A 15,704-nucleotide genomic window follows, 5' to 3' on the forward strand; every position below is an offset into this window, starting at 1 on the left:
GCGGCATGTTGCAGCAGCGACGGAAGAGGTAATGGAACTGTTTCGGGAACCACCATCGGCGGATCGCCCGGTGGAAGCGTCGGCTCCGGCGCCGGACCTGCCGGCGCTGCGCCTGACGACGGTCGAGGACTACGAACCGTTCATCGGCAACGAGGGGATCGAGCGGATCATGCGCAAGGCAGACCGCCTTCGCGATCTGCACGTCGTGAATGTGAACTCGACCTATTACGGCGGAGGCGTTGCCGAACTCCTGTCGTCGCTGACCCTGCTCATGAACAGTGTGGGGATCCAGACCGGGTGGCGGGTCATCGAGGGTCGACCGGATTTCTTCAGCATCACCAAGAAGATGCATAACGCCCTGCAGGGCGGCGACATCAACCTCACCGAGCTCAAGCTTCGCATCTACGAGGAGGTGGCCTTCGAGAACGCCGCCCGCAATCATCTCGACCATGATGTCGTCATCGTCCACGACCCGCAGCCCCTGCCTCTGATCCGGCACTACCGCAAGAAGGCGCCGTGGATCTGGCGCTGTCACGTCGACCTCTCGTCGCCGAACGCGAAGCTGTGGAACTACCTGCAGCCCCTGATCGAAAGATACGACGCCGTCGTCCTGTCGCTTCCGGAGTATGCGCAGAAGCTGGAAGCGCCGCAGCGCTTCATAATGCCGGCCATCAATCCGTTTTCCAGCATCAACCGGCCGCTGTCGGACGCCGAGATCGCCGACAGGCTGGCGCACTACGACATCCCGGACGACTGGCCGCTGGTCGTACAGGTCTCGCGATTCGACAAGTGGAAGGATCCGCAGGGCGTGATCGCCGCCTTCCAGCTCGCGCGCAAGGAGGTCGATTGCACGCTGGTGCTGGTCGGCAACGTCGCCACCGACGATCCCGAAGGCCAACAGGTCTTCGAATCGCTCTGTCGGTGCGGCGAAGAACGGCTGCGCATCCTGTCGGTCCAGGACACGGCGCTCGTCAACGCCCTCCAGCGAAGGGCCGCGGTCGTGCTGCAGAAGTCGACCCGCGAAGGATTCGGCCTCACCGTGTCCGAAGCCATGTGGAAGGGCACGCCGGTGATCGGCGGCAACGTCGGCGGCATCAAGCATCAGATCCGCGACGGCGAGAACGGCTTCCTGGTCGACAATGTCGAGCAGGCGGCCGCCCGCATCGTGCAGCTCGTCAAGGACCGCGAGCTGCGCGACCGACTGGGCGCCAGGGCACGGCAGACCGTGCGCGAGCGCTTCCTCATGACGCGCCTCATGGAGGAATGGCTCGACCTGATCGGGTCCTTCGACGCGCGCTTCGTCCTCCATGGCAGGGCGGGTTGATGAGCGAGTTGAGGTGCGATCCCAGCTCCGGTGCCTGGGTCATCGTCTCTCCCCGCCGAGGCAACCGCCCCCGCTCCGTCCACAGGAGCCAGAATGCGGGCGTACCAGTCGTCGATCCCACCTGCCCGTTTTGTCCCGGCAACGAATCGCTGCTGCCGGGGATCGTGACGGAGGTGCCTGCCGTCGGGCCGCCGGGCTGGCAGGCACGGGTCGTGCCCAACAAGTTCCCGGCGGTCGACTCGCCGGCCGAGGCGGTGCCGTCGGCGCCGCCACTGCAAGACGCCGCGCCGGCGAGTGGCATCCACGAAGTCATCGTCGAAGGTGCACGCCACGATCTCGACCTGTCGAGCCTGCCGGCGGCGCAGCTCACGACCGTCATTGCGCTGTGGCGCGACCGATGCCGCGCGCTGCTGCATGCCCGCGACGTCCAATCGGTCGTTCTGTTCCGCAACCGCGGCCCGGCGGCGGGCGCCTCCCTGCTTCACCCGCACAGTCAACTGATTGCCCTTTCCGGCATCCCGCCGGCGGTGCGACTGCGCCAGCAGGCCGCGTTGGCCTACTACGAAAGAGAGAAGCGCTGCGTTCTCTGCGACATCGTCCAATCGGAAGGAGCGGACGGTACCCGCGTGGTCTTCGAAAGCAGCTCCCTGCTCGCCGCAGTGCCGTTCGCGGCGAGCGCGCCGTTCGAGGTCTGGCTCGTTCCGAAGCGGCATCTGCCCGACTTCACCGCGCTGGACGACGGCGGCATCGGCGATCTCGCCGGAGCGCTGGCGGTCGTGCTGCGCGCGCTCGATCATGTGACCGGGGCAGCGCCCTACAATCTCGTTCTGGACACGGCGCCGAAACCCGCGCTGGCCAGTCCATGCCTGCACTGGCGGCTGCGGCTGCTGCCCCGGCTTGAAACCGTCGGAGGATTCGAACTGGGTTCGGGGCTGTCGATCAATCCGTCCCGGCCCGAGGACGGCGCCCGCGCGCTGCGGGCGGCGATGGCCGAGCCCGGCTCGATCAGGTGTACTTCCTAACGTCGTCGATCACCTTGCCGTCGTTGGGCAGCGACTTCGGCGCCACGAACTCGACCTTGCCGCCCACCTTGCAGACGGTGCGGATGGTCGCCTCCATCGCCTTCTCGAGATCGGGCGATGGCTGGGGCGCCTCGACCCTCAGCGTCATGGTGTCGGCCTGGTCGACCCAGTCGATGACCAGCCGCAGGCGGCCGAGTCCCGGATGCTTCTTCGAGATTTCGGCGATCTGCTCGGGATCGACGAACATGCCGCGCACCTTGGTGCGCTGGTCGGCGCGGCCCATCCAGCCCTTGATGCGCATGTTGGTGCGCCCGCAGCGGCTCGGCCCCGGCAGCACCGCCGACATGTCGCCGGTGCCGAAGCGGATCAGCGGATAGGCGCGGTTGAAGGTCGTCACCACGACCTCGCCGACATCGCCCTCGGGCACCAGATCGCCGGTGCCCGGCCGCACGATCTCGACGATGACGCCTTCGTCGACCGTCATGCCCTCGACGGTCTCCGACTCGTAGGCGATGGTGCCGAGATCGGCCGTGCCGTAGCTCTGCAGGCAGGTCATGCCCTTGTCGACGAACATCTGGCGCAGGCTGGGCGGCAACGCCTCGCCGCCGACGAAGGCGTGCCTGATCGACGAGATGTCCTTGCCCAGCTCGGCCGCCTTCTCGACCAGGATCTTGAGGAACGACGGCGTGCCGACATAGCCGGTCGGCCGGATGGCGGCGATGGCGTCGAGCTGAAGCTCGGTGTTGCCGACGCCGCCCGGCACGACGGCGCAGCCCAGCGCCTGGAGCGAGGACTCCATCATCAGGCCGGCGGGCGTCAGGTGATAGGAGAAGGTGTTGTAGACGACATGGCCCGGCCGGAAGCCCGCGGCGTACATCGCGCGCGCGCCGCGGAAATAGTCGGGCTCGTCGGTGTCGATCTCGAAGATCGGGCCGGGCGACATGAAGACGTGGCGCACCTTGGTCATCGGCACAGTGACGAGGCCGCCCATCGGCGGGTTCTTCTTCTGCACCTCGCCCAGCATCGACTTGCGCAGCACCGGCAGTTTCGCGAGCGCGGTGCGCGACGTGACCGATGCCGGATCGACGTCCTTCAGCCACTCCTTGAAGAACGGCGCATTGGCCTTGGCATGCGCGATCTGCTGCGGCAGCGCCTGCATCAGCGCCTTCTCGCGCTCCTCCGGCGTGCGGGTTTCCAGCGTGTCGTAGTGCCTGGACATCGGATGTTTCCTCTTGCTCGTCAGGCCTCCTCGCCCCCGCCAGGGGGGAGGAACATGAGAGACTACAGCCACCTCTTGCGGCGGCGGTAGTGCTTGACGTCGCGGAACGAGCGGCGGCCCTCGCCGCCGATGCCGAGATAGAATTCCTTCACGTCCTCGTTCTCGCGCAAGCTCGCGGCGGCGCCGTCGAGCACGACCCTGCCGTTCTCGAGGATGTAGCCGTAGTGCGAGTAGCGCAGCGCCACGTTGGTGTTCTGCTCGGCGAGCAGGATCGAAACCCCTTCCTTCTCGTTGAGGTTCCTGACGATCTCGAAAATCTCCTCGACGAGCTGGGGCGCCAGCCCCATCGACGGCTCGTCGAGCAGGATGGTGGTGGGCCGGCTCATCAGGGCGCGGCCGATCGCCGTCATCTGCTGCTCGCCGCCCGAGGTGTAGCCGGCCTGGCTGGTGCGCCGTTCCTTGAGGCGCGGAAAGTAGTGGTAGACCTTCTCGAGGTCGTCGGCGATCTGGCGCCGCTTGCTGCCGTGGATGAAGGCGCCGGTCAGCAGGTTCTCCTCGACGGTGAGATGGCCGAAGCAGTGGCGGCCCTCCATCACCTGGATGACGCCGCGCCGCACGAGGTCGCTCGGCGTCAGCCCGTCGACCCGTTCGCCGCGGCAATGGATCTGCCCCTTGGTGACCTCGCCCCGTTCGGTGAGCAGCAGGTTGGAGATCGACTTCAAGGTCGTCGACTTGCCGGCGCCATTGGCCCCCAGCAGGGCGACGATCGCGCCTTCGGGCACCGACAGCGAAACGCCCTTCAACACGAGGATCACGTGATTGTAGATCACCTCGATGTTGGCGACGTCGATGACGTTGGCGGGGGTGGGGGACTGGGCGGCTAGACTCATCGTCCGCGTTCTTTCGTCATGCTCCTCTCCCCCGCCAGGGGGAGAGGAGAAAGAGGGAGAGGCCAACAGCCGTGGTCAGCTCTGCTTGGAGCAGTCCACCACCGGCAGTTTCTTCTCCTCGGCGTACTTCTTGGCCGCGGCGTCGACCATCGGCTTCAGCACCTTGTCGTCGGACTGGTACCAGTCGCTGACGACGTTCCACTTGGCGCCGTCCCACTGCTGGATACGGCCTTCGCGCGTGCCCTCGTGGTCGGAGCAGGAGACCTTGAGCGGCTTCAGCATGCCCTCGAGGCCGAGCTCCTTGATGCGCGCCTCGTTGAGATCGAGATTCTCGATGCCCCAGCGCACCTGCTCGCCGGTCAGCGGCTTGTTGCCGAACTTCTTCTGCGCCGTGCGGATCGCCTCGACGCCCAGCATGGCGTTGACCAGGCCGCGGTTGTAGAGGACCTCGCCGACCTCCTCCCACTTGGTCGAGCCCTTGTTCTTGTCGTAGAGGTGCTTCTTCAGTTCGCCGTGAATGGCGAACTGGCCGGCGCCGTGCTGCAGCATGGCGGCATTGTAGCCCTTGGCGCCGCCCTCGGCGGGACGCACGTCGGGCTCGGCGCCCGACCACCACACGCCGTACATCTTGTCGCGCGGGTAGCCGACCGCGACGGCTTCCTTGATCGAGGTCGAGTTCATGATGCCCCAGCCCCACAACAGGACGTAGTCCGGCCGGTTCTGGCGGATCTGCAGCCAGGTCGCCTTCTGCTCGACGCCCGGATGGGTCACCGGCATCGGCGTGAAGGTGAAGCCGTGCATCTTGGCGCGCTGCTCGAGCAGCGCGATCGGCTCCTTGCCGTAGGGCGAGTCGTGATAGACCAGCACGATCTTCTTGCCCTTGAGCTTGTCGAATCCGCCTTCCTTCTTGGCGATGTGCTGCATGATGATGTCGGCCGCCGACCAGTAGGTCCCGAGCAGCGGGAAGTTCCACTGGAACACGCTGCCGTCGCGGCTCTCCGACCGGCCGTATCCCATGGTGATCAGCGGGATCTTGTCGATCGGCGCCTTCTCGGTGAGCGCGAAGGTGATGCCGGTGCTGAGCGGATTGACGTAGGCCGCGCCGGTCGGCCCCTTGTTCTTCAATCGCTCGTAGCATTCCACGCCGCGGTCGGTGGCGTAGCCGGTATCGCACTCCTCGTAGAGGATCTTGACGCCGTTGATGCCGCCGTCGCGCTCGTTGATGAGCGCATAGTAGTCGGCCACGCCGTTGGCGAACGGAATGCCGTTCGGGGCGTAGGCGCCGGTGCGGTAGACCAGCCCGGGGATGAATTGCTCGTTCTGCGCCGATGCACCGGTCGCGGCCATGGCGAAGCCGGCCGAGACGAGCGCCGCGCCAACGAGCGCTGCTTTGCGAAGACCCATCGTTTCCTCCTCTTCTGTGCGACCCTGTCGGCCGCTTTCTGCCGAACCCTAACCCCTCCCCATCAGTGCGGGAAGGGCCACAAGCGGAGCTTTTCCTTGGCGACCGCCCAGAGCCGGGCCAGGCCGTGCGGCTCGACGATCAGGAAGAACACGATCATCGCGCCGAACACCATGAATTCGAGGTGGCTGAGCAGCGCGGTCGACATCTTGACGCCCAGCCAGCCGGGCAGCTGGTTGAGCAGGATCGGCGTCAGCACGATGAAGGCGGCGCCAAGGAAGCTGCCGAGCAGCGAGCCGAGGCCGCCGATGATCACCATGAACAGGATCTGGAAGGAGCGGTTGATGTCAAAGGCGAGCGGCTCCCAGGCGCCGAGCCGCAGGAAGGCCCACATCGCGCCGGCGATGCCGATGAAGAAGGAGGAGACGGCAAAAGCGGTGAGCTTGGTCCGGAGCGGCCGGAAGCCGATGATCTCGGCGGCGATGTCCATGTCGCGGATCGCCATCCAGGACCGGCCGATATGGCCGCGCACCAGGTTCTTCGCGACCAGGGTGGCGACCACGACGAAGGCGAGGATGAAGAGGTAGCGCTCGTCCGGCGTGTCGATCTTCCAGCCGAAAACGCTGGTGTTGCCCACCGCCACCGAGCCGGACGGCGTGTAGTTGGTCAGCCACTTCACGCGGGCGAACAGCCAGTCGAGGAAGAACTGGGCGGCCAAGGTGGCGACGGCGAGGTAGAAGCCCTTGATCCTGAGCGAGGGGATGCCGAACAGGATGCCGACCGCCGCCGCCATCAGCCCGCCGAACAGGAAGACGACGATGAGATTGTTCGCCTCGGGCACGCGCAGCCACAGATTGTAGGCCGCGTAGGCACCGACCGCCATGAAGCCGCCGGTGCCGAGCGAAACCTGGCCGCAATAGCCGACCAGGATGTTGAGCCCGATGGCGGCCAGCGACAGGATGAGAAACGGGATCAGGATCTCGGTGTAGAGATAGGGCGTGGCGAAGAGCGGCACGGCGACGAAGGCCGCGACGATCGCCGCGAGCACGAAGAGGCGATCCTGCAGGACCGGGAAGATCTGCTGATCGGCGACGTAGTTGGTCTTGAACTGGCCGGCCTCGCGGTAAAACATCGATCAGACCCGCTCTCTCATACGCGTTCGATGATGCGTTCGCCGAACAGGCCCTGCGGCCTGAACAGCAGGAAGATCAGGGCCAGGACGTAGGCGAACCAGTTCTCGATGCCGCCGCCGGCGAGATCGAAGGCCCGGATCAGGATCGGCGCCAGGAAGACCTCGGAGAGCTTCTCGCCGGCGCCGATGATGAGCCCGCCGACGATGGCGCCCGGTACCGAGGTGAAGCCGCCCAGGATCAGCACCGGCAGTGCCTTGAGCGCGATCAGCGAGATCGAGAACTGCACGCCGAGCTTGGCGCCCCAGATGACGCCGGCCGCCAGCGCCACCAGCCCCGACACCGTCCAGACGATCAGCCAGATGCGGTCGAGCGGAATGCCGACCGACTGCGCGGCGGCATGATCGTCGGCGACCGCGCGCAGCGCGCGGCCGATGCGCGTCCTCTGGAAGAAAATCGCGAGCACGGTCACCAGGATCGCGGCGATCAGCGCCGCGAACAGGTCGCCCGGGTCGACCAGCAGGCCGCCCTCGAACACGCCTTCGAACAGGAAGATCGGCTCGTTGGGCAGGCCGAGATTGATCTTGTAGATGTCGGAACCCCACAGCGTCTGACCGAAGCCGTCGAGGAAGTAGGCGATGCCGAGCGTCGCCATGAACAGGATGATGCCTTCCTGGTTGACGAGATGGCGCAGCACCAGCCGCTCGATGGCGTAGGCAAGCAGGCCCATGATCGACGCCGTGGCGGCGAGCGCGATCCAGAGCGGCCAGGCGCCCTTGCCGTAGGCGAAGGCCACGACACCGCCGATCAAGGCGCCGCCCGCCGCCATGAGGAGCATCTTGCGGCGCTCGCCCTCGCCGCCGCCGCGCGCCACATACTCGCGCAGCGCATACCATCCGATCAGCGCCAGCGTGCCGCCGAGGACGCCGGCTGCGACGACGAAGTGCACGAGATGCACTTCCTTGTCGTCGATCTGGTCGGCGAGCCGCGCCAAGGTGAGCGCGGCGAACAGCACCATGGCGCCCTGGGCGAAGTTGAACACACCCGACGCCTTGAAGATCAGCACGAAGCCCAACGCAACCAGCGAATAGAGCACGCCGGTCAACAGCCCGCCGATCAGGGTCTCGAGGAAGGGGCCTAGCATCGAGCCACCTCATGCTCCTCTCCGCCGCCAGGGGAAGAGGAATGTGAACTCCATCCGAACATTCAGTGGCTCACACCGAGATAGGCGTCGATGACCGCCTGGTTGGACTTGATCTCGTCGGGCACGCCGTCGCCGATCTTCTTGCCGTAGTCGAGCACGACGACCCGATCGGAGATGTCCATGACGACACCCATGTCGTGCTCGATCAGGCAGATCGTCGTGCCGAACTCGTCGTTGACGTCGAGGATGAAGCGGCACATGTCCTGCTTCTCCTCGAGGTTCATGCCGGCCATCGGCTCGTCGAGCAGCAGCAGCTCGGGCTCGGCGGCCAGCGCGCGGCCGAGCTCGACGCGCTTCTGCAGGCCGTAGGGCAGCTGGCCGACCGGGACCTTGCGGATGTGCTGGATCTCGAGGAATTCGATGATGCGTTCGACCGCCTTGCGGTGCTCGATCTCCTCGCGCCGCGCCGGCCCGACATGCAGCGCCTGGAAGAAGAGCCCGGTCTTCATGCGCAGGTTGCGGCCGGTCATGATGTTGTCGAGCGTCGACATGCCACGAAACAGCGCGATGTTCTGGAAGGTGCGCGCGATGCCCTGCTCCGCCGCCTCGTGCGGGCGCATGCGCTCGCGCCGGGTCCCCTTGTAGGTGATGGCGCCGCTCTGCGGATGGTAGAAGCCGTTGATGCAGTTCAGCATTGACGACTTGCCGGCGCCGTTGGGCCCGATGATGGCGCGGATCTCGCCCTTCCGGATGTCGAAGCTGACGTCGGTCAACGCCTTCACGCCGCCGAACGCCAGGCTGATGCTCTCGACCGACAGCAGGGGTTCGGTGAAATCGCGGGCGCGTGCTTGCATGGTGTTCAGCTTGCCTTGCGCAGCGCCGAGCCATGAGGCGCCACGTCGCGCACCTCCACGTTGCCCTCGATGGTTCCCTTGCGGCCGTCCTCGAAGGTGACGTCGACCTTGATGTAGGCGCTCTTCGATCCGTCGTAGAGCGCGTCGACCAGCGGCTTGTAGCGCTCGCCGATGAAGCCGCGCCGCACCTTGTTGGTGCGCGTGAGCTCACCGTCGTCGGCGTCGAGCGCCTTGTGCAGGATCAGGAAGCGGCGGATCTGCGCCCCGGCCATGCGCGGATCGGCGGCAAGATCGCGATTGACCTGCTCGATCTCGCTTTCGATCAGGCCGTAGACCTCGGGACGGCCGGCCAATTCCTGGTAGCTCGCATAGGAGATGTTGCGCCGCTCCGCCCAGTCTCCGACCGCCACCATGTCGACGTTGACGAAACACGAGACGAAGTCGCGGCCGTCGCCGAACGCCACCGCCTCGTTGATGTGCGGGAAGAATTTCAGCTTGTTCTCGATGAATTTCGGCGCGAACAGCGTGCCGTCCTTCAGCTTCCCGACGTCCTTGGCGCGGTCGATGATCCTGAGATGGCCGCGCTCGTCGAGGTAGCCGGCGTCGCCGGTGTGGACCCAGCCGTCGGCGGTCTTGGTGTCGTTGGTCGCCTGCGGGTTCTTGAAATACTCCTTGAACACGCCCGGGCTGCGATAGAGCACCTCGCCCGAGTCGGTGATCTTGAGCTCGACCTGGCCGACCGGCTTGCCGACGGTGTCGGGGAAGACCTCACCGTTGGGATGGATGGTGACGAACACCGATGCCTCGGTCTGGCCGTAGAGCTGCTTCATGTTGACGCCGAGCGCGCGGTAGAAATTGAAGATCTCCGGTCCCACCGCCTCGCCGGCCGTGTAGGCGACGCGGATACGGCTCATGCCGAGCGTGTTCTTGAGCGGCCCGTAGACCAGCAGGCCGCCCACCCAGTAGAGCAGCCTGTCGGGCAGCGACACCGGATGGCCGTCGAGCAGCAACGGGCCGACCCTGCGCGCCACCTTCATGAAATTCTGGAAGAGCTTGCGCTTGACGAAGCCGGCATCCTCCATGCGGATGGTGACCTGGGTGATCAGGTTCTCCAGCACGCGCGGCGGCGCGAAATAGTAGGTCGGACCGATCTCGCGCAGGTCGGTCATGACGGTGCTCGCCGATTCGGGACAATTGACCACCAGTCCGACCACGTAGCATTGCGCGTAGGAGAAGATGTGGTCGCCGACCCAGGCCATGGGCAGATAGGAAAGCAGCTCGTCGCCCGCCTTCAGCCCGTCGAACTCGGCGCCGGCCTTCGCCGCCCACACGAGATTGTCGTAGCTCAGCACCGCGCCCTTCGGCCGGCCGGTCGTGCCCGACGTGTAGAGCATGATCGCATCGTCGCTGCCCTTGCCTTTGGCCACCTCGGCGGCGACCAGGTCCGGGGCGGCGGCGAGCCGCGCGACGCCGCGCGCCTGCACTTCCGCGTAGGAGAGCAGGCCGGTGTAGTGCCGCAGCCCGCGCGGATCGTCGTAGATCAGCACGCCGAGCGACGGGACCTTCTTCTGGATCTCGAGCAGCTTGTCGATCTGCTCCTGGTTCTCGGCGATGGCGAGCCGGGCGCCGGCATGCTCGACGACGTAGGCGAGCTCCTCGGCAACGGAGTCCTGGTAGACCGGGACGGGGACACCGCCCAACGACTGGACGGCGCACATCGACCAGTAGAGGCGCGGCCTGTTGTCGCCGACGACGATCACCTTGTCGCCGCGCTGCAGCCCGAGTTCGCTCAGTCCGGCCGCCAGCGTCGTCACCTGCCGGGCGACGTGCGCCCAGTCGTAGGTCTGCCAGATGCCGAGTTCCTTCTCGCGATAGGCCGGCTGCGCCCCGCGCTTCAGGGCGAGATCGGCCAGCAGCTTGGGGAACGTGTCCCCCGCCCGGGTCTCGGCCGCCGTCGCCATGGTCATCCCGTCCGCGCTCCCTGATAAGGCCGGTTCCGGCTCGTCGTTGTCGCGCCTACTAGCCACAGGCAAATCGAAGCGGTCAAGCCGCGCCTTCTCAGTCGGGCGTCGTGTCGCTACATGTGATCCGTGGCGACGGACGTCTTCATCGATCTCGGCGACCGGCGATTGCGGGCGCAGCGGCTGATGCCGGCCCGTGGCGACGGGCTCGAACGCACGACCCTGGTCTTCCTGCACGAGGGCCTGGGTTGCATCGAGATGTGGCGCGATTTCCCGCAAAAGGTTTGTGATGCCACGCTCTGCCCGGGCCTGGTCTACGATCGCACCGGCTATGGCCGGTCGAGCCGCTGGCCGGGCGATCCCGGCGTGCGCTACATGGAGATCGAGGCGGACGAGATCCTGCCGAAGCTCCTGACGGCCGCCGAAATCGAGGATTGCGTGCTGGTCGGGCACAGCGACGGCGGCACCATCGCCCTCAACTATGCCGCCGCCGACCCCGAGCCGCTGCGCGCCGTCGTGACCCTCGCGGCCCATGCCGTCAACGAGCCGATCTGCATCGAGGCGATCCAGCGGGCGCGCGCGGCATACGCAGCGGGCGACCTGCGCGATCGCCTCGCGAGGTATCACGGCGACAACGTCGATCATGCCTTCCGCCTGTGGTCCGATGCCTGGGTGGCGCCGGGGTTCGAGCCGATGGATGCGAACGGCCGCCTGCCCGGCGTGGTCGTCCCGGTGCAGGCGATCCAGGGCGAGGACGACGAATACGGCAGCGAGCTTCAGCTCGGCATCATCGCCGGCAAGGTCGGCGGCTATTGCGAGACCAGGCTGGTGCCGGGCTGCGGCCACAGCCCGCACCTGCAGCAGCCCGCCCATGTCGTTTCCGAGATCACGCGCTTCGTGGCGCCGCTGGCCCTGACCGGCTGAAGCCGATGGCCGCTACAGCCGCTTGAGCTCGCTCGACGCCGCCCAGTTGAACTCCGACACCGTCGGGCAGCGCGCCTGGGCGAGCTGGAACTGCTCGCGCGCCCTTTGCCTGTCGCCGCGACGCCGGGCCTCCATGGCCATGAAGAAGGCGGCCGGGCACTTGCCGTTGGTGCGCTTGGCCGTGGCATCGGATTCCGCGGCGACCTGGAGCTCGCCCGCCGTCATCCTGCCGAGCAGGAACTTGGCGACGGGCCCGGGCCATTCGTAGAGATTCTCGTTGCCGATCTCGCGATTGAGGCCGGCCCGGGCATCGTCGCGCGTATGGACCTGGGCGGCGTACCGCCACAGCAGCGGCGGCAGCCGCGTCTTCGTCGTCGTGCGGCCCTCGAGAGAGGCGGTGAAATCGGCGGCCGCTTGCGGGTAGGCGCCCAGATTGAAATTGGCGTGGCCCCGGTAGAGATGCGCGCTGCGCCGCTCGGCCGCGTTGGCCGCCGAGGCCAGCACGCCGTCGAGCAGGGCGAGCGCGCGGGAGAAGTCGGCGAGCTGCATGTGCACCTGGGCCTGTGCCACGACCAGCCACGGATCGCCCGGCTTGCGCTGCAGGCCGTAGTCCAGCGTGCGCAGGGCGGCGGCACGATCGCCGCCCCCGGCCAACTCGGGCACGGTGCTCGACATCACGACCTGCCAGCCGCTGGGCAGCAGCTTGCCCATCTCGGCGATGTCCTTGCGGCTGTCGTCGTCGCGCCCGATGCGGCTGAGCTGGAAGGCGCGGATGGAGAGATAGAACGAGCGATCGAGCGCGGGCAGCTGCGACGCCGACAGGATCCTGTTCAGGGTGTCGAGCGAGGTGTTGCGCGGCACGCTCGCGCCGCCGATCGAACCGCCGGTCGAGCCGCCCTGGCCGCTGTTGAATTGCTGCACCGAGGGGTCCCAGTTCGGGCCGCCCTGCATCTGGGCGGAAGCCGCCGAGGGAAGCACGACAAGGGCCGCGAGAGCCCCGAAAAATCGCCGAAACCGTGGGCGCATGGCCGCAATCTGGCACACCGGGGCGAGGGTCGCATCCGCCGATTGCCTGTCCGGGGGCCTCCCCCTATTTTGCCACCGGTTCCGCACAAGCCCGATCGCAAGGAGTTTCGCCATGGCCGCCGCCCATCCCAACAGCTTCAAGGCCCGGAAAACCCTGGCGGTGGGCAGCAAGAACTACACCTATTTCAGCCTCAAGGCGGTCGAGAAGCAGGTCGGAGACCTCTCCCGCCTGCCGTTCTCGCTGCGCATCCTGCTGGAGAACCTGGTGCGGCATGAAGACGGCGCCACCGTGAAGAAGGAGGATATCGCCGCCTTCGCCGACTGGCTGAAGAACGGCGGCCGGTCGACCAAGGAGATCAACTTCCGCTGCGCGCGCGTGCTGATGCAGGATTTCACCGGCGTGCCCGCCGTCGTCGATCTCGCGGCGATGCGCGACGCGATGGGCAAGCTCGGCGGCGATCCCAAGAAGATCAATCCGCTGGTGCCGGTCGACCTCGTCATCGACCATTCGGTGATCGTCGACAATTTCGGCAACACCGGCGCTTTCAAGGCCAATGTCGCGCTCGAGTACGAGCGCAACCTCGAGCGTTACCAGTTCCTGCGCTGGGGCCAGATGGCGTTCGACAATTTCCGCGTCGTGCCACCGGGCACCGGCATCTGCCACCAGGTCAACCTCGAGTTCCTCTCGCAGGTCGTGTTCCAGCAGAAACAGGGCAAGGAGACGGTGCTCTATCCCGACACCCTGGTCGGCACCGACAGCCACACCACCATGGTGAACGGCCTCGCCGTGCTGGGCTGGGGCGTCGGCGGCATCGAGGCCGAGGCCGCCATGCTCGGCCAGCCGCAGCCGATGGTCATCCCCGAGGTGGTGGGCTTCAAGCTGACCGGCAAGCTCAAGGAAGGCGCGACGGCGACCGACCTGGTGCTGACCGTGACGCAGATGCTGCGCAGGAAGGGCGTGGTCAACAAGTTCGTCGAGTTCTACGGCGACGGCCTCGCCGACCTGCCGCTCGCCAACCGCGCCACCATCGCCAACATGGCGCCGGAATATGGCGCGACCTGCGGCTTCTTCCCGGTCGACGAGATCACGCTCGGCTATCTCAAGACGACCAACCGCGGCGCCGCCGCCAAGATCGTCGAGGCCTACGCCAGGAAGCAGGGCCTGTGGCGGTCGAAGAAGTCGCCCGAGCCGATCTTCACCGACACGCTGTCGCTCGATCTCGGCGACGTCGAGCCGAGCCTCGCCGGTCCCAAGCGCCCGCAGGACCGCGTGCCGCTCAGCCAGGCGAGCCAGCAGTTCGTCGCCAACATGGAGAAGGAATTCGACCGGCGCGACGACGGCAAGCGGATCAGGTGCGAGGGCACGGACTACGATCTCGGCCACGGCGACGTGGTGCTGGCGGCGATCACCTCGTGCACCAACACGTCGAACCCCTACGTCATGCTGGGCGCCGGCCTGATCGCGCGCAACGCCAACAAGCTCGGGCTCAAGGTCAAGCCGTGGGTCAAGACCTCGCTGGCGCCCGGATCGCAGGTGGTGACGGAGTATTTCGAGGCCTCCGGCCTGCAGAAGGAGCTGAACAAGGTCGGCTTCAACCTGGTGGGCTACGGCTGCACCTCGTGCATCGGCAATTCCGGGCCGCTGCCCGATCCGGTGACCAAGGCGATCGGCGACGGCGACCTCGTCGTCAGTTCCGTGCTGTCGGGCAATCGCAACTTCGAGGGCCGGGTCAATCCGCTGACCCGCGCCAACTACCTCGCCTCGCCGATGCTGGTCGTCTGCTACGCGCTCGCGGGGTCGATGAAGATCGACATCACCCGGGATCCGATCGGCATCGGCAAGGGCGGCAAGCCGGTCTACCTCAAGGACATCTGGCCCTCCAACGCCGAGGTCCAGAAGTTCGTCGACAAGTTCGTCACGGCCAAGGCGTTCAAGAAGCGCTACGCCGACGTCTTCAAGGGCGACAGGTTCTGGCGTTCGATCAAGACCAGGCCAACGCTGACCTACGCCTGGGACGACCAGTCGACCTACGTGCGCAATCCGCCCTACTTCGAGGGCATGGGCAAGACGCCGGGCCGGCTCTCCGACATCGCCGGCGCCCGCCCGCTCGGCCAGTTCGGCGATTCGATCACCACCGACCACATCTCGCCCGCCGGCTCGATCCGCAAGGACAGCCCGGCCGGCGCGTACCTGCTCGACCACGGCGTCGAGCCCAAGGACTTCAACCAGTACGGCACGCGGCGAGGCAACCACGAGGTGATGATGCGCGGCACCTTCGCCAACATCCGTCTCAAGAACGAGATGGTGCCGGGCATCGAGGGCGGCTTCACGCACCACTATCAGACCGACCAGCCCGAGCCGATCTTCGACGTGGCGATGCGATACAAGAAGGAGCACACGCCGCAGGTCCTGATCGCCGGAAAGGAGTACGGCACCGGCAGCTCGCGCGACTGGGCCGCCAAGGGCGTGAACCTCCTGGGGGTGAAGGCCGTCGTCTGCGAGACCTTTGAGCGCATCCACCGCTCGAACCTGGTCGGCATGGGCGTGCTGCCGCTGCAGTTCAAGGACGGCATGACCCGCAAGACGCTCAACCTGACCGGCCACGAGACGTTCGACATCAGCGGCATCGAGGGCGGGCTGCGCCCCGGCATGGACGTGCCCATGACCATCCATCGCCGCGACGGCGCGTCGGAGAAGGTCGTCCTGACCTGCCGCATCGATACCGCCGAGGAAGTCGAGTACTTCAAGAACGGCGGCGTGCTGCACTACGTGCTGCGCAACCTGGCGCAGGCGGCCTGAGACGCGGC

Annotated in this window: 12 protein-coding genes; 4 read left to right on the forward strand and 8 right to left on the reverse strand. The window is 66.6% G+C overall.

What is annotated here, in order from left to right; genetic code table 11:
- The first annotated feature begins 70 nt into the window (after positions 1–70).
- Both KIT25_22255 and galT read left to right on the forward strand, forming a co-directional pair.
- Positions 71–1,324 (forward strand): glycosyltransferase, encoded by a 1,254-nt coding sequence (locus tag KIT25_22255; GenBank protein ID UYN94713.1) that lies wholly within the window; start codon positions 71–73, stop codon positions 1,322–1,324.
- The gene (galT, locus tag KIT25_22260) at positions 1,324–2,346 is read left to right on the forward strand and encodes a galactose-1-phosphate uridylyltransferase (GenBank protein ID UYN94714.1); all 1,023 of its coding nucleotides are present in this window, start codon (positions 1,324–1,326) and stop codon (positions 2,344–2,346) included. Before KIT25_22255 ends, galT begins: the two co-directional genes overlap by 1 nt.
- Here the strand turns inward: galT and KIT25_22265 are convergent.
- The 7 genes from KIT25_22265 to KIT25_22295 form a co-directional block, all read right to left on the reverse strand.
- Positions 2,330–3,565, reverse strand: a complete 1,236-nt coding sequence (locus KIT25_22265) for an AMP-binding protein (GenBank protein UYN94715.1) — start codon at positions 3,563–3,565, stop codon at positions 2,330–2,332. The two genes, galT and KIT25_22265, sit on opposite strands and share 17 nt — an antisense overlap.
- Before the next feature lie 62 nt (positions 3,566–3,627).
- On the reverse strand, positions 3,628–4,455 hold the full coding sequence (locus KIT25_22270) for an ABC transporter ATP-binding protein (protein ID UYN94716.1): 828 nt from the start codon (positions 4,453–4,455) through the stop codon (positions 3,628–3,630).
- 75 nt (positions 4,456–4,530) lie between these two features.
- Positions 4,531–5,859, reverse strand: coding sequence for an ABC transporter substrate-binding protein (locus KIT25_22275; protein UYN94717.1), 1,329 nt, complete (start codon positions 5,857–5,859; stop codon positions 4,531–4,533).
- A gap of 62 nt (positions 5,860–5,921) precedes the next feature.
- A complete protein-coding gene (locus KIT25_22280; protein UYN94718.1) occupies positions 5,922–6,989 on the reverse strand; it encodes a branched-chain amino acid ABC transporter permease in 1,068 nt (355 codons plus the stop codon).
- 17 nt (positions 6,990–7,006) lie between these two features.
- Entirely contained in the window at positions 7,007–8,131 is a 1,125-nt protein-coding gene (locus tag KIT25_22285) for a branched-chain amino acid ABC transporter permease (protein UYN94719.1), read from the reverse strand.
- A gap of 62 nt (positions 8,132–8,193) precedes the next feature.
- Entirely contained in the window at positions 8,194–8,985 is a 792-nt protein-coding gene (locus KIT25_22290) for an ABC transporter ATP-binding protein (protein UYN94720.1), read from the reverse strand.
- Between the two features lie 5 nt (positions 8,986–8,990).
- Positions 8,991–10,946 carry an AMP-binding protein gene (locus KIT25_22295; protein UYN98026.1) on the reverse strand — a complete coding sequence of 652 codons (1,956 nt, stop codon included), beginning with the start codon at positions 10,944–10,946 and terminating at the stop codon, positions 8,991–8,993.
- 129 nt (positions 10,947–11,075) lie between these two features.
- Between KIT25_22295 and KIT25_22300 the strand changes: the two genes are divergently transcribed.
- Positions 11,076–11,870: an alpha/beta hydrolase gene (locus KIT25_22300; GenBank protein UYN94721.1), complete on the forward strand. Its 795-nt coding sequence runs from the start codon at positions 11,076–11,078 to the stop codon at positions 11,868–11,870.
- A 12-nt stretch (positions 11,871–11,882) separates the two neighbouring features.
- Here KIT25_22300 and KIT25_22305 read toward each other — a convergent pair whose 3' ends face one another.
- Positions 11,883–12,896: a tetratricopeptide repeat protein gene (locus KIT25_22305; GenBank protein UYN94722.1), complete on the reverse strand. Its 1,014-nt coding sequence runs from the start codon at positions 12,894–12,896 to the stop codon at positions 11,883–11,885.
- Between the two features lie 112 nt (positions 12,897–13,008).
- On the opposite strand from KIT25_22305, the gene acnA reads away from it, so the two are divergent.
- Positions 13,009–15,696, forward strand: a complete 2,688-nt coding sequence (acnA, locus tag KIT25_22310; GenBank protein ID UYN94723.1) for an aconitate hydratase AcnA — start codon at positions 13,009–13,011, stop codon at positions 15,694–15,696.
- Positions 15,697–15,704 lie beyond the last annotated feature (8 nt).

Origin of the sequence: Enhydrobacter sp. (genome assembly GCA_025808875.1) — a bacterium.
GTDB lineage: Bacteria > Pseudomonadota > Alphaproteobacteria > Reyranellales > Reyranellaceae > Reyranella.